The following is a 16,835-nucleotide window of genomic DNA, read 5'->3' as shown; positions in this document are numbered from 1 at the left end:
ACAAGAGACCGACCATGAATCGCAATTCCCGCAGCCTCGCCCAATCCGCTCGCCGTTCGCGCCTGAAGAAAGAAACCGCCCTGCCCGCGCTCAGCACGCTGGCCATGGTGATTGGTTCGCTCGCCACAGGCGGCGCGCACGCCAATCCCACCGGCGGCAACGTGGTGGGTGGCGCCGCCAGCATAATCGACCGCGGCAACGGCACACTGGACATCAACCAGTCGACCGGCAAGGCCATCATCAACTGGAAAGACTTCAGCATTGGCGCCAACGAGACGGTCAACTTCCGCCAGCCCGGCGGCAAGAGCGTCACGCTGAACCGCGTGGTGGGCAATGACCCCTCGGCGATCTTCGGCAAGTTGAACGCCAACGGCACGGTGATGCTGGTCAACCCGAACGGCGTGGTGTTCGGCAAGGGTGCGCGCATCGACGTGGGCGGCCTGGTCGCCACCACGGCGAACATCAGCGACAAGGATTTCCTGGCGGGCAATTACAAGTTCAACCAGGCGTCGTCCAAAGCGAATGCCATGATCGTGAACGAAGGCACGATCAGCATCAAGGACAGCGGCCTGGCCGCGCTGGTTGCGCCGTCGGTGCGCAACTCGGGCGTGATCGAAGCCAAGCTGGGCCGCGTGGCCCTGGCGGGCGCGAAGACCGTTACGGTCGACTTCCAAGGCGACGGGCTGCTCAGCTTTGACGCCACCTCAACCGTCGGCGAACTGCCCAAGGACGCCAGCGGCAAGCCCGTGTCGGCCCTGGTCACCAACACTGGCGTCATCCGCGCAGACGGCGGCACCGTGCTGATGACGGCGCGCGCCGTCAAGGGCGTGATCGACAACGTCGTCAACACTGACGGCATCATCAGCGCCAAATCGGTCGGTACGCAAAACGGCAAGATCGTGCTGTCTGGCGGTGACGCCGGCACGGTCAAGATCGCTGGCACGGTCGACGCCACGGGCGCTGGCGCAGGCCAGCAAGGCGGCAAGGTCGTTGTCACCGGCGAACACGTCGATGTGACGCGCAGCGCCGCCATCGACGTCTCCGGCGCCGCAGGCGGCGGCGAGATTGCACTGGGCAGCCTGGGCGTTGCCCCGGACGACGGCTCGGCCGCGTTCAGCGGCAAGTCGTCCACCGTCAAGGTGGCCGCGGGCGCCACGCTCAAGGCCGACGCCATCGTCAAGGGCAACGGCGGTAGCGTCACGATGTGGTCCAACGAAGCCACGGCGTTCGCCGGCAGCCTGTCGGCGCGTGGCGGTGAACAAGGCGGTGACGGCGGCTTTGCCGAAGTCTCCAGCAAGAAGAACATCGGCCTGACCGGTTCGGTGGACATGCGCGCGCCCAAGGGCAAGACGGGCCTGCTGCTGATCGACCCGACCGACCTGCGCATCGTTGATTCCAACGCCGGCTCGGGCGCGCTGGACGGCAATGCCGGTGACGGCACCGTCAACGGCGGCGACGCCAACGCGGCCAACAACACCGTGTCGCGCGGCCTGTTGGAAAGCCTGGCCGGCACCACGAACATCAAGCTGGAAGCCACCGGCCAGATCACGATTGCGGACATGGCCGCGATCAATCTGCAAACCACCTCGGGCAACAGCTTCACGCTGCGCTCGACGCAGACGGGCGGCATCCGCTTCGAGAATTCGAATACTGAAATCAGCACCCAGGGCGGCGCGATCACGCTGGAAGCGCTGGGTGTGGGCAGCACGCTGGACAACATCGGCAAGCTGACGAGCCGTGGCGGCGCGATCACGTTGAACGCCACCGGCGACATCAACCTGGCCAACGTCATTGACGCCGGCAGCGGCGCAGCGCTGGTGCGCACCAGCGCGGGCACCATCCGCAACACGGGCGGCGCCAACCAGGTCGTGGCGGGCAACACCGTCACGCTGGACGCCAGCGGCGGCAGCATCGGCGAGATCGGCAACGCCATCAACACCCAGACCGCAAAGCTGGCGCTGGCCACCGGCGGCAACCTGGCTGTGGCCAACCGCTCGGTGCTGAACACGCTGGACATCACCAGCCGCCACGCGCAACCCGGCGTCAACAATTCGTACGAACTGTCGTCCGACGGATTGACGTTCTCGCTGACGGACAACGGCAGCTATCAGCTGAACACCGTCAGCCAGGCCGGTCTGAACTTCTCGTTCACCGGCGACCGCACGATCAACGTGGGCACCATCGCGCTGGGCGCAAGCGCCCTGTCGCTGACGTCCACGGCCGGAGACATCCTGGCCCGCAACAGCCTCAACAGCATCGGCGCCAGCACCATCGCGCTGAAGGCCGCAGGCAGCACCGGCGGCAATGGCGCCATCGGCTCCTCTGCGCTGGCGCTGAACACGCACACGACCTCGCTCACGGCCGCCAGTGGGTCGGGCGGCGTGTATGTGAACAACTCGGGCAGCATGACGCTGCGCTCCATCGACACCACGGGCGCGCTGTCCGTCTGGGCCGGCGGTCATTTGAAGGTGGGCGCCATCAAGGCCGGCACGACCGTGCTGACGTCGAATGTAGGCAGCATCTTTGACGATGGCGACGACGCCACCTCGATCAACACCAACGCGCTGACTCTGTCGGCGCAGAACAGCATCATCGGCGCTGCGAACCGCAGCCTGAAGACCAACGCCAGCAGCGTGTCCGCCACCAGCGGCACGGGCGTGTATCTGGACAGCACCAGCAGCAATCTGACCATCACGCAGGCACAGGCGAACAACGCCGCCATCGTGATCACTGGCGCGGGCAGTGTGTCGGCCAACAACGTCAGCTCGTCTGGCGGCGCCGTCAACCTGACCGGCAACAGCATCTTCGCCGGTCAGGTCAACGCGGGGTCGGGCAACGTCACGCTTACCGCGCGCGCGGGCAGCATCACGGGGTCGTCGGCATCGCTGATCACCGGCAACGTCGTCACCCTGCTGGCCCCGGCGGCCAGCAGCACCTACACGGTGGGCACCACCGGCACCTTCCTGCGCACGGCGGCGGGTGAACTGCACGCCACGGGCGGCGGCATCTACATCAACCAAGCGCAAGGCTCGGTGCTGCTGGATGACCTGAAAGCCTTCAACGGCATTTCCGTTATCGGCATCGCCGACCTGACCGCCAACAAGCTGGATGCCGGCACCGGCACCCTCTGGCTCACTGCTCAGGGCGGCGACATCCTGCGCGCCAATGCCAACAGCGAACTGGCGGGCAACAGCATCAACCTGCAAGCCCGGCGCCATATTGGCACGAGCAGCGACCGAATCAAGACCGCGACGACCAGCCTGACGCTGGGCAGTGGCGGCGACATCTACATCGACAACCCCGGCAAGACGCTGACGTCTCTGTCGATCAGCAACACGCACATGGACCCGGCCCGGCGCAACACGCTGCTGGTGTCCGCCCCTTACCTCGCCTTCGACGTCAATGACGACGTGGGCAACGCGTACGAACTGAAGCAGGTCTACAGCTCGCTGCTGAACCAGTTCATCTTCAACGGCGATCAGACGCTGAAGCTGGGCAACATCCGCGCCAGTAGCGGGATCTCTCTGACGTCCACGCAAGGCAGCATTCTGGACGATGGCAACGCCGAAACGCGGGTCACGGCCAGCGCAGTCACCCTTTCCGCCAATCAAGACATCGGCACGAGCGGCAACTTCGTCTCGGTCAACGCCCCGTACCTGTCGCTGGACACGCGCGGCAATCTCTACGCAACCAGCATCGCCGACCTGTCTTCGTTGACGGTGACCGCTCGCCACAAGGGCGAAGACGACCACTATGTGCTGGACGTGCGCGCGCCGTCGCTGCTGTTCAACATCACGGACGACGTCACCGGCCACACCATTCACGAGGTGCGCGACAGCAACTCGGTGAACTTCAGCTTCATCAGCGACCGCGACGTCACCGTCGGCAGCATCGATACGGGTTACAGCGGTTCCATCACGCTGAACACGACGGGCGCGATCAGCGACGACGGCAACAAGAACACCCAGTTACTGGCCAACTCGGTGAACCTGATCGCTGGCGGCGCCATCGGCGCCACCGGCACGGGCTATCTGGACATTCTGACCAGCAACCTGTCTGGCTCGGCCGGCAATGGCGGCTTCTATGCCCAATTGCTCAAGCCCACCGGCTCCGGCAACACCACCGGCATCATCACGCTGAACAACATCACGGCGACCGACGCGGTGCAGATCGATGCGCGCCAGGGCGACCTGGTGGTCTCCGGCACGGTACGCAGCTGGAACGACGACGTTACGCTGAACGCGGCCAACGGCTCCATCCTGGCCAATGGCTCGGGCAACGCGTACGCCGGCGGCGGCGACATCGCGCTGACGGCAGCCGGCTCCATCGGCGGCACGTACGCGGGCGCCTTGCGCTATGTGGGCGTAGGCGGCGTGGGTCTGGTCAACGTCCAGGCCAATGCGGGCGGCGACATCTACCTGAACGGCACCACCAGCGACGTCAAGCTGGTCACGCTGACGGCGGGCGGCCAGCTCGGCTACACCCAGTCGTTCGGCACCACGACGGTGGGCAGCGTGCAAGCCACTGGGCCGGCGTCGCTGGCCAACACCTCGGGTTCCCTCCTTGACGACGGCGACGCCGCCACGAAGATCCAGGCCGGCAGCATTGCCTTGTCGGCGGGCGGCCAACTGGGCGCAGCAGGCGCTGCGCTGACCTTGCAGGCCCCGGACGTCAGCCTGACCAGCGGCGGCAACATCACCGTTGACAACCTGACGGGTCTGACGCGCCTGGCCGTTACGCGCAATGGTTCGGCCTACGGCTCCTATGCGATCACCGCGCCCAACCTGACGGCCTTCACGCTGACGGATGACGCCAGCGGCATCCACCTGAAGGACATCGCCAGCTCGACCAATCTGGACTTCGGCTTTTCCGCCAACAGCAAGAACATCCTGGTCGGCAACATCGATGCCGGCGCGGGCGGCAAGGTCAGCCTGGTTTCGTCCAACAACATCGCCAACGACGATCTGGCCAACCCCGGCGCCATCCGCGCCGGGACGGTCGCGCTGACGGCGGGGGCTGGCGGCTCGATCGGCTCGTCGGCCACCGGCGGCACGCTGGCGTTGAACGGCACGTCGGCGTTGAGCTTGACCGCGGGCAACAGCTTCTATGTCGCCAGCGACACCGTGCTGCGCAGCCTGGCCATCAACAGCCTGCGTTCGGCGGGCGCCACCAGCACCATCGCCATTGGCGGCGGTGCCGGCCAGACCATCAAGATCAGCGATGACGGCACCACGCAGTACCTGGAACAGATCACCGGCGGGCTGACGGACTTCAGCTTCACCGGCCGCAAGAACATCCAGGTGGGCGCCATCACCGCCACCAACGCGGTCAACCTGACCACGGCGGGCGGCGGCGTCTATTCCAGCATCACCAGCGATGCTGGCGCTGGCCGCATCACGGCCGGCACGGTCAAACTGTCGGCAACCGGCAGCGACAGCTACACCGCTCGCGACGCCAATACGGGCGCCATCGGCAGCACCGGCCGCGCCCTGCGCACCACCGCCAACAATCTGGTGATCGCCAACAATGGCGACATCACCCTGAACAACGGCGGGCAGGCGCTTAGCAGCATCGACCTGAACCTGACGCGCCGCGACGCCTACAACGACACGATTGCCGATACCAACGCCTATTCCTTTGCCGGGCTGGGCGGCCAATCGCTGTCGCTCAGCGGCGGCACCGTCCTGTTTATCACGGCAGACATGAACGGCGCCGCGTTGGCCATCAGCGCCGATTCCACCATCGCGACCAATACGATCAATACGGGCGCCACGGGTTCGGTGTCGCTGACCTCGCGCTACGCGAACAGTTTGCTCAACCCCACGATCTCGCGCAATTCCGGCCAGATCACCGGCAACAGCGTCAGCCTGAATGCACTGGGCACGAACGGCAGCGTGTCGGGGTCCACCAACACCAACAACCTGTCCATCGCCTCGGCTGGCAACGTCAGCGTCTCCAACACCAAGCAGTTGTCGTCGCTGTCGCTGACGGCGAACCACAGCAACACCACCGGCGCGCAGACCAACTCGTACGCGATCTCGGCCACCGGCCTGAACTTCTCGCTCGGCGATTCGAACGGCGTCAATGGCATGACGCTCAACAACATCACGTCCAACGGCCTGGCGCTGTCCTTGTCGTCGGACCGCACGCTAACCGTCAGCAACGTCAACACCGGCGCGGGCGGCTCGGTCACGCTGGGCAGCAGCGGCAACATCTACGGCAACAGTTCCAGCGCCAGCAGCCCCAACATCACCACGGGCGATCTGACATTGAATGCGGGCTCGGTCTCGGGCACGTACAACACGGTCCAACCGCTGTATGTCAGCGTCGACACGCTGTCTTCGAATGTGCGCGGCAGCCTGTGGGTGTCGAACAACAAGAACCTGACGCTGCTGAACAACAGCGCCGCCAGCTCCGCGCAGGTGAACGTCACCAACGGGTCGATCATGCAAGGCGCCGGCAGCCGCTTCGTCGCCCCCGCGCTGACGCTGACCGCCACGCAATCCATCGGCGCCGCCGGCAACGCGGTGCAAACCGATACGCGCCAGCTGATCACACAGACCGGCCGCGATCTGTACCTGAACAACGCGTCGAACCTGTTCAGCCTGAACGTCACCGCCAACCACGCGAACCAGGCTGTGGACAACGTGGTCCAGGTCGCTGCCCAGGGCCTGACGTTCAACGTCACCGATACCGGCGGCTACAACCTGTTCGACGTGCGCGACACCACCGGCCTGAACTTCTCGTTCTCTGGTGACCGCACGCTGAACATCGGCAACATCGACACGGGCCCGGCCCACACCGTCAGCCTGGCCGCCAACGGCGCCGGCAGCAACATCGTGAACCTGTCGCCGACGTCCCACGTCACGGGCGATTCGGTGTCGCTGTTCGCCACCGGCCAGATCGGCACCAGCCCGGCCGACAAGATCCAAACGACGACCAGCGAGCTCTACCTGACGGGCGGCAGCCACGTCTATGTGAACAACGACCGCGACCTGGCCAGCCTGTCGCTCTACGCGACCGGCGTAGCGCCGTCGACCTACGACATCACGTCGGACCAACTGGTGTTCAATGTTGAACACAACGGCCGCCTGCAAGTCAACGAAGTCCGTGACGACACCGGCCTGAACCTGTCGCTGGCCAGCAGCGTGGGCCAGGACATCGGCATCATCGACACGCAAACCACCGGCACCGTCCGCCTGTCCAGCAACAGCAGCATCCTGGGCAACGCCGACGACAGCCAGCGCATCACCGCGGGCCAGGTATCGATCGTCGCCCAAGGCACGGGCGGCATTGGCGCCGTGGGCCGCGAAATCAATCTGTCCGCGCCGATTGTCAGCATCCAGAACACCGGCGACGTCTACATCGATTCCGACACGCACATCGATTCGCTGTCGCTGTACGCGATGGGCAACGCCGCGCGCACCTACAGCATCAACTCGCCGACGCGCGAGGGCGGCAACATCGGCTTTACCGCCACCGACGGCGGCAGCGGCAGCGCGGCTGGCCTGGTGCTGGGCAACATCACGGACGCGGGCGGCTTGAATCTGTCCGTCACCAGCGACCGCACCATCACCGTCGGCACCATCAACGTCGGCTACGACAACGTCGCGTTGACCTCGCGCAACGGCTCGTTGCTGGGCGATGGCGATGCCAACACCAAGATCGACGCCGCATCGCTGACGCTGAACGCCAACAACGCGATCGGCGCCGCGGGCGCTGGCAACGCCATCGACACCCGTGTCAGCACGCTGACGGGCCGCGCCGGCAATGGCGGCGCGTACATCACGGTGGAAGGCAACACCAGCCTGCCCAGCCTGACGTCAACGGGCGCAAGCTCGGTCAGCAATACCGTGGGCGACATCGAGCTTGGCACCGTCAACACCAACGGCAACGCGTTCTCGGTCAACAACACCGGCGGCTCCATCCTGAGCGGCACGATCAGCAACGCCACCACCGTCGACCTGACGGCCAACGGCTCGATCGGCAACAAGAGCGCCATCCGCACCACCAACATCAGTGGCGCTACGACGACTGTGACGTTGAGCGCGCGCAAGACGGCCACGGCGGACGGCAGCATTGCGCTGACCGAAACCTACGGCTTGCGCGTGGCATCGGCCACGGCCGACGGCAACATCACCCTGACGGCAGACACCGCCGGCAGCGGCCGCGATCTGCTGGTGGGCACCATCAGCACCACCGATGGCGCGGTGGCGTTGAAGACCGGCCAAGGCAACATCATCGGTGTGGACAACAACAACCGCATCACCGGCAAGAGCGTCACACTGACGGCCGACTATGGCTCGGCACGCAGCATCGGCACGATCACGACCCGTCTCCACCTGGACACGCCGTCGCTGACGCTGAACACCCCGGGCGCCATCTACGTTGATAACCTGGCCGACCTGACCGACCTGACGATCAACCGGAACAACGCCACGGGCAATCAGAATGGCAGCAATGGGGTCCTGGCCATCAACGCTCAGAACCTGACGTTCAGCGGCGACGACAACGGCACCAACACCGCGCTGACCGTCGTTCGTGACACCACCGGCCTGAACTTCACGTACAAGGCGATCGGTTCGATCACCCTGCACGATATCGACGTAACGTCCAACGGTTCGGTCAACCTGTCGACCAATCCGTACTACTACACCGGCGGCTCCATCCAGGGCATGAACGGCTCGTCGAAGATCACGGCGGGCGACCTGACGCTGTCCACCGCGTCGGGCAACACCACCAACGCGATCGGCTCCGCGGGCAACGCCCTGAACACCCAGGTCAACAACATCTCGGCCACGGCCTCGGGTGGCATCTGGCTGAAGCAGACAGGTTCGATCAACCTGGGCAATCTGCGCGCGGGCGAAGACCTGTCGGTGACGACCACCACGGGCGACATCCTGGTCGGCGCGGTCAGCTACGGCACCGACAAAACGCTGACCCTGAACGCCCAGAACGGCAGCATCCTGGACGGCGGCGGCGCCATCTCGGGTTCTGGCACGGGCGCCATCACGCTGACCGCGAAGAATGGCATCGGCACGAACGATGCCGCGATCAAGATCGCGGCGCCGTACAACCCCGTGTCCGCCACCGTCACCGGCGCGGGTTCCTTGTTCCTGAACAGCACCACCAACCTGCTGGGCGGCCTGACAACGTCTGTCGCGAACGGCGCAACGCGTGTCACGTCGGCGGGCAACCTGGTGCTCACCAGCATGACGTCAGGCACCGATGCAGCCGGCAACGGCATCTCGGTGAACACCACCTCGGGCAACATCACCGTCAAGAACGTGCAGGCTGGCAGCACGCAAGGCCAGATCACGCTGAACGCTGAGAACGGCTCCATCCTGGCGGATGCGGCCGGCGCGACCATCAAGGCGTACGGCGTAACGCTGAACGCCCGCAGCGGCATCGGCGCCAACAGCACGCTGGGCCGCATCAACGCAACCGGCCAGCGCGTGGAAGCCACCACCAACGGCGCGATGTACCTGGCGGCGGACAACAACTCCGTCTACTCGTACCTGTCGGGCAACACCATCGACATCGCCGCGGCTGGCAACCTGCAAATCGCCAACGCCATCGCCGCCAACGGCAACGGCACGATCAAGATCGTCGGCAACGGCACGAACAGCCAGCTGGTTGCGGGCAATATCGACGCGGGCGTGGGTTCGGTCAACATCGACTACAGCAAGACCGGCAGCACCATCGTTGATGACCGCGAGCAATCCACGCGCATCATCGGCAATTCGGTCACGCTGAAGGCTGGCGCGGGCATCGGCGGCGCCGAAGGCTCGCCTGACAAGGTGCAGACGACCGCCGCCATCATCACGGCGGAAGTCACCGGCAACGGCTCGATCTTCCTGGACGACAACCGCGCGGCCGGCACAACGCTGAATTCCATCATTACGCAGAACGGCGCCATCGGCATCACCACGGCTGGCCCCACGCTGGTCACCAGCGCCATCACCAAGACCAACTCGACGGCGAACGACATCTCGATCGCCACGTCCAATGGCGACTTGTGGATCAACACGATCGACGCCATGAACTCGGGCGACGTCACGCTGAAAGCGGCTGGCTCGATCCTGGGCGCACTGCAGGGCAACCTGGTCTTCGGCAACAGCCTGACGGCGGCGGCCGGCGGCAGCATCGGCACGGCCGCCAACCTGGCCAACGGCACGGGCGGCCTTGCGTTGCGCACCAACGTTGCGTCGCTGGGCGATCTGACGACGGGCGCCGATGGCGCGGTCATCGTCCTGAACAACGTGGGCACCCGCGCCCTGACGCTCAACGGCGACGTCACCCAGACGGGCGACAACAGCTCGGTCTACATCCGCTCGTCGGGCGACCTGAACGCCAGTTCCGGCCTGTCCAACACCGCCGACAATGTGCTGCTGTCTTCGGCTGGCACGCTGACGGTTGCAAGCGCGGGCGTACAAGCCAATGACACCGTCACCCTGGTGGGTACGCGGGATGTGGTCGCAGCCGGCGCGACGCCGCGCAATATCACCGTCCGCGGCGATACGCTGAACTTCACGAGCGGCGCGGCAGGCGGCAACACGGTATTGACGACGGAAGTCGCCAACGCCAATGTCAACCTGACCGGCATCACGGCGCCGGCGAACCTCACGCTGAACAACACCGGCGCGCTGACCGCGGATCTGAACACGTCCAACGGCAACATCACCGCCACCGCCACCGGCACGCTGAACGTGTCGGCTGCGGCCCTCGGCAACAGCCGCACCATCGACCTGAGTTCGCAGCACGGCGACGTGGCGTTCGGCCTGATCGATGCCGGCGCCACGAACGGCGCGGTCATCCTGGCCGCCGCTGAAGGTTCGCTGGTGGGCGCGGGGATCAACCTCACGACCAATAGCCTGGACCTGACCAGCCTGAACGGCATTGGCGACGCAAGCGCCGCCTTCAACACGTCGGCGCGCTATCTCAAGGCCAACGTGCTGGGCGCAGGCGACATCCTCGTGGACGGCACCGGCCCGTTGACGCTGGGCAACATCGCGACGGCCGATGGCGACATCCAGATCGCCGCTGTGGGCGACCTGATCAGCACCGTCAAGCTGTCTGCGGGCAATCACGGCGACGTGTTCCTGGGCTCGGTCTCGGGCAACGTCGGCGTCAACCACGCCATCGCCAACACCGACGTCAACAACCTGACGGTGATCGGCGCGCAAATCGGCATGGCCGCCGCCAACACCGCAGGCGCGCAGACCTACAACGGCAATGTCACGCTGACCGGCGACCTGACCGGCACGGCCATCGACATTACCGGCAACGCCACGCTTAACGGCGCCAAGCGCACCCTGACCGCTACCGGCGCCAATGGCGACATCAGCATCACGGGCTCGCTAAACGGCGGCAATCAACAGGCGGTGATCACCGCCAGCGACGGCGACGTCACGCTGGGCGGCGACGCCCAGAACCTGGCCAGCCTGACCATCACCGGCGACCACATCGCCCTGCGCAACGTCTACAGCACGGGCGCGCAGCAGTACAACGGCGACACGACGCTGCGCGGCAACTACATCACGACCAACGGCGCCTTCGGCGTGGATGGCGCGGCCATTCTGGCCAGCGGCGTCAGCGTGGTGACGGGCAGCGGCGCGGTGACGTTCACGGGTGACGTGTCGGGCGCCAACACGCTGACCGTCAACACCACCGGCGCCTCCACCTACGATGGCGCGATCAACATCGCCACGCTGGGGCAGGCGGGCACGGGCGCCGTCGCCCTCAACGGCGGCGACGTCACCACCACCGGTTCGCAGTACTACGAAGGCCGCGTGGTGTTGGGCGACGACACCGCGCTTACCGGCAGCCTGGTCACCTTGCGCCAGGGCGCAGACGGCGCGCATGCGCTGGAGATCAGCGGCGACGCGTCGCTGGCGGGCGCCATCGGCGCCAACACCAAGCTGGCCAGCCTGACCGTGAACGGCCCGGCCACGCTGAACGCAAGCAGCATCGCCACCACGGGCAACCAGCACTACCAGGGCGCCGTGACGCTGGGCAGCGATCAGTCGCTGTCCACCACCACCGGCAACGTCACGTTCGACGACACGTTGAACGGCCCGCGCAACCTCCTCATCGCCTCGACGGCGGGCGGCGACGTCAGCTTTGACGCCGTGGGCGCCGCAGGCCAACGCCTGGGCAACGTGACGGTCAACACCGCGGGCGACACCGCCTTCAACGGCGCCGTGTACGCAGCATCGGTGCAGACCGATGCGCCAGGCACCGTCACCATCAATGGCGGCCGCGTCGACACAACGGGCGTGCAGTCCTTCGGCGAGCTGGTCACGCTGGGCGCGGACACCGTCCTGAAGGGCGGCGCGATCACGCTGGCTCAAGGCGTGAAGTCGGCCGACGAAACGCAAGGCCTGACCATCGACGGCGACGCCGTGATCAACGGCGCGGTCGGCGCGGGCGCCAACGCCCGCCTGGCCTCGCTGACCATCACCGGCACGGCGGACCTGAACGGCGGCGTCATCAACACCGTGGGCGCGCAGTCCTTCCAAGGCGACGTCACGCTGGCCAACGATCTGGTGGTCAACACCCAGGGCGCGGCGGGCAGCAACGTCAGCTTCGGCGGCAAGGTCGCCAGCACCTCTGGCGACGCCAACGGCCTGACGATCAACGCGGGCCTGGGCAACGTGACCCTGGCGGACCAGGTCGGCGACAACGCCGGCGCCCGTCTGGGCGCGCTGGCCATCAACAGCAATGGCGCCACCACGCTGGACGGCGCGGTGTATGCAGGCTCGGTCACGACCAACGCCGGCGGCACGCTGGCGCTGAACGGCGGTCTGGTCGACACGGTCGGCACGCAGTCCTACGGCGAACGGGCTGTGCTGGGCGCGAACACGGTGCTCAAGGGCAGCACCGTCACGCTGGCGCAAGGCGCGGATTCGGTTGACGAAACCCAAGCCCTGACCATCACCGGCAACGCCGTGATCAACGGCGCATTGGGCGACAACGCGCGCCTGGCGTCCCTGACCATCTCTGGCGCGGCTGACCTGAACGGCGGCAGCATCGACACCGTCGGCGCACAGTCCTACCAAGGCAACGTCACGCTGTCCGATGATCTGGACATTCACACCGCCAACAGCAACGTCACGTTCAACGGCACCATCGCCAGCGCCGCGGGCGAAGCCAACAACCTGACGATCGGCGCAGGCAACGGCAACGTCAACGTTGTGGGCGGGGTGGGCAACGCCACCACTGCCCGCCTGGGCGATGTGGCCATCAACAGCAACGGCGCAACCACGCTGGGCGGCGCGGTGTACGCGGCATCCGTCACCACCGATGCGGGCGGCACGCTCGCCATCAACGGCGGTTTGGTCGACACCACCGGCACGCAGTCCTACGGCGAACTGGCCGTGCTGGGCGCGAACACGGTGCTCAAGGGCAGCAACGTTACGCTGACGCAAGGCGCGGATTCGGTTGATGAAACCCAAGGCCTGACCATCGACGGCAACGCCGTGATCAACGGCGCGGTGGGCGACAACGCCCGCCTGGCCGCGCTGACCATCACCGGCGCGTCGGAACTGGGCGGCGGCACGATCAACACCGTGGGCGCGCAGTCGTACCAAGGCAACGTCACCCTGTCCGACGAGCTGGTGGTCAACACCAACGGCGCGGCCGGCAGCAACGTCAGCTTCGGCGGCGCCATCGCCAGCACGGACGGCGACGCCAACGGCCTGACGATCAACGCAGGTCTGGGCAACGTCACCCTGTCGGGCAAGGCCGGCGACGACGCTGGCGCCCGCCTGGGTGCACTGGCCATCAACAGCAGCGGCGCCACCCAGCTGGACGGCGAGGTCTATGCCGCGTCCGTCAACACCGACGCGGGCGGCACGCTTGCCATCAACGGCGGCTTGGTCGACACGACCGGCACGCAGTTCTACGGCGAACTGGCCGTGCTGGGCGCGGACACGGTGCTCAAGGGCAGCAACGTGACGCTGGCGCAAGGCGCGGATTCGGTTGACGAAACCCAAGGCCTGACCATCGACGGCAACGCCGTGGTCAACGGCGCACTGGGTAACGGCACCGACGCCCGCCTGGCCTCGCTGACCATTACCGGCGACGCAGAACTGGGCGGCGGCACGATCAACACGGTTGGCGCGCAGTCGTATCAAGGCAACGTCACGCTGACCGACGATCTGGACAGCCGCAGCGCCAATGGCGACGTCACCTTCGGCGGCACGCTGGTGAGTTCGGCTCAAGACGGCCACGGCCTGTCGCTGGCGACTGGCACGGGCAACGTCACCTTCTCGGGCGCAGTGGGCGACGACGCCGCCGGCCGCCTGGGTGACATCACCGTCGCCAGCAACGGCGCGACGACGTTGGACGGCGCGGTGTACGCGGCCTCCATCACCACCGATGCCGGCGGCACGCTCGCCATCAACGGCGGCTTGGTCGACACGACCGGCACGCAGTCCTACGGCGAACTGGCCGTGCTGGGCGCGGATACCGTGTTGAAGGGCAGCACCGTCAGCCTGTTGGGCGGCGGCGACGGCGCACACGGCTTGACGATTGACGGCGACGCCGTGTTGAAGGGCGCGTTCGGTGCGCAAGACGCACTGGCCAGCCTGACGGTCAACGGCACGTCCAGCCTGGATGGCAGCATCGGCACCACGGGCGAGCAGTCGTACAACGGCCCCGTCACGCTGGACGGCGATGTCACGCTGACCACGCAAGGCGGCAACATCGCGTTCAACGACACGGTCGCCAGCAGCCAAGGCGATGGCCATGGCCTGTCGCTGTCCACGGGCGCAGGCGACGTCACCTTCACGGGCCCCGTCGGCGACGCCACGGGCGGCCGTCTGGGCGACATCACCATCGCCAGCAACGGCGCGACGACGCTGGACGGCGCGGTGTACGCGGCATCGATCACGTCGGATGCCGGCGGCACGCTCGCCATCAACGGCGGCTTGGTCGACACGACCGGCACGCAGTCCTACGGCGAACTGGCCGTGTTGGGCGGCGACACGGTATTGAAGGGCAGCACCGTGAGTCTCTTGGGCGGCGGTGACGGCGCACACGACCTGACGATCGACGGCGACGCCGTGCTGAAGGGCCCGTTCGGTGCGCAAGACGCGCTGGCCAGCCTGACGGTCAACGGCAAGTCCACGCTGGGTGAAGGCAGCATCGCCACCACGGGCGACCAGTCGTACAAGGGCGCGGTCACGCTGGGCGGCAACGTCTTGGTGGCCAGCCGCGACGGCGATATCGGCTTCAACGACTCGGTTGACGGCACGCATGATCTGGCGGTCTCGGCAGGCAAGGGTGACGTCACCTTCGCCGGCCCGGTGGGCCAGGATTCACGTCTGGGCAACCTGACGATCAACGCCGCGGGCGACACCGTGTTGGACGGCCCGGTCCGCACCGCCTCGCTGCAAACCAGCGGCAACGGCGACCTGCTGATCAACGGCGGTTCAGTCAACACCACGGGTGCTCAGCAGTACGGCCAGCACGTGATCCTGTCTGGCGTGGACACCACGCTGACCGGCACCAACGTGCAATTGAAGGCCGGCGTGGACGGCACCGAGCCGGGCCAACAAGGCCTGATCATTGCCGGCAACGCCGACATCCAGGGCGACGTCGGCGGCACCACGCCGCTGCGCGGCCTGGCCGTCCAAGGCACGACCACGATGGGTCCGGGCAAGGTCGTCACCACGGGCGACCAGGTCTACACCGGCGCGGTCACGCTGACGGGCGACCGCGAACTGACCAGCAGCACGGGCTCCGTCGTGCTGGGCAGCAAGCTGGACGGCGGCAATGGCAATAACCTGGCCATCAACGCCGGCAAGAACGTGCAGGTGGCGGGCGACGCCACCGGCCTGGGTTCGCTGACCTTGCGCGCCGTCGACACCATTGTGTTCAACGGTGACGTCAGCGCCTACCGCGTGCAGCAGCTGGAGGCCAAGTCCGCCAGCTACAACGGCGCGGTGCGTGCCACGGGACCGGACGGCATCGACATCTCGGGCGGCACCGTGTCGTTCGGCAAGGACGTCACCGCCGACACCGGCGCGATCCGTGTCACCAATACCGACCCGGCCGGCACGACGACGTTTGCCTCCGGCTCCACGGTCAAGGCCGCCACGGGCTTCACCCAGACCGGCGGCGCCGGCCTGACGCTGCCCGCGCAACTGCTGGTGACCCAAGGCCCCATCAACCTGGGCGCCCCGGCCACGCTGCAAGGCGCGAATGCCACCATCAGCACCAACGGCAACATCACCGCCGTCGGCCTGTCTGGCCCGCAAACTTCGTTGACGCTGGCCGCCGGCCCGCTGGGCGCGCTGCGCATCGGTCTGAACGACGGCAACCTGAGCCACAAGCTGGACGTGGCTGAGCTGATCGTTCCCACCGCCGGTTCGGCCGACGTGTGGGGCACGGTCGGTGGCAAGACGGGCGCCCTGGCGGCCGCTTCCATCAAGAGCTCGCTGGTGGGTTCGCCGTATTACCTGAACGGCGTCACGTGGGGGCCGACGGGCACCATCGACCGCCTGGCCGCCATCACCGCGCCGCAGCCGATCATCCCGACCACGCCTACCGCCGATTCTTTGTTCCGTGGTACGGTCCCGCCTGATGGTTTCGGCCCTGATGCGCTGAATGCATACGCCGATCCGCAGGTGCTGAAGGTGGCCGCTGCGAGCTTTAACTGGCTGCTGCCTTCCGGCGACAACGCCATGCTGAACGTACCGGCCGGCAACACGTCGGTACTGCAAGCCCCGGGCAGCAACCCGCAACAACCTGTCGCCGAAGGCAATCCGTCTTCCGACGACGAGCGTCGCGACAACGACGCGCAATCCCGCACTCTTTGATTCGACACC

1 protein-coding gene is annotated in these 16,835 nt (G+C 66.6%); it reads left to right on the top strand.

The window, feature by feature from the left end:
• Window positions 1–14: 14 nt before the first annotated feature.
• Window positions 15–16,826 (top strand): filamentous hemagglutinin N-terminal domain-containing protein, encoded by a 16,812-nt coding sequence (locus AC1DSJ_RS17165; RefSeq protein ID WP_441371844.1) that lies wholly within the window; start codon window positions 15–17, stop codon window positions 16,824–16,826.
• Window positions 16,827–16,835: the final 9 nt, after the last annotated feature.

It is taken from the genome of Achromobacter sp. 01N37 (genome assembly GCF_056399725.1).
The sequence above is the reverse complement of the archived record's forward strand: the minus strand, read 5'-3'. Positions and strand labels throughout refer to the sequence as shown.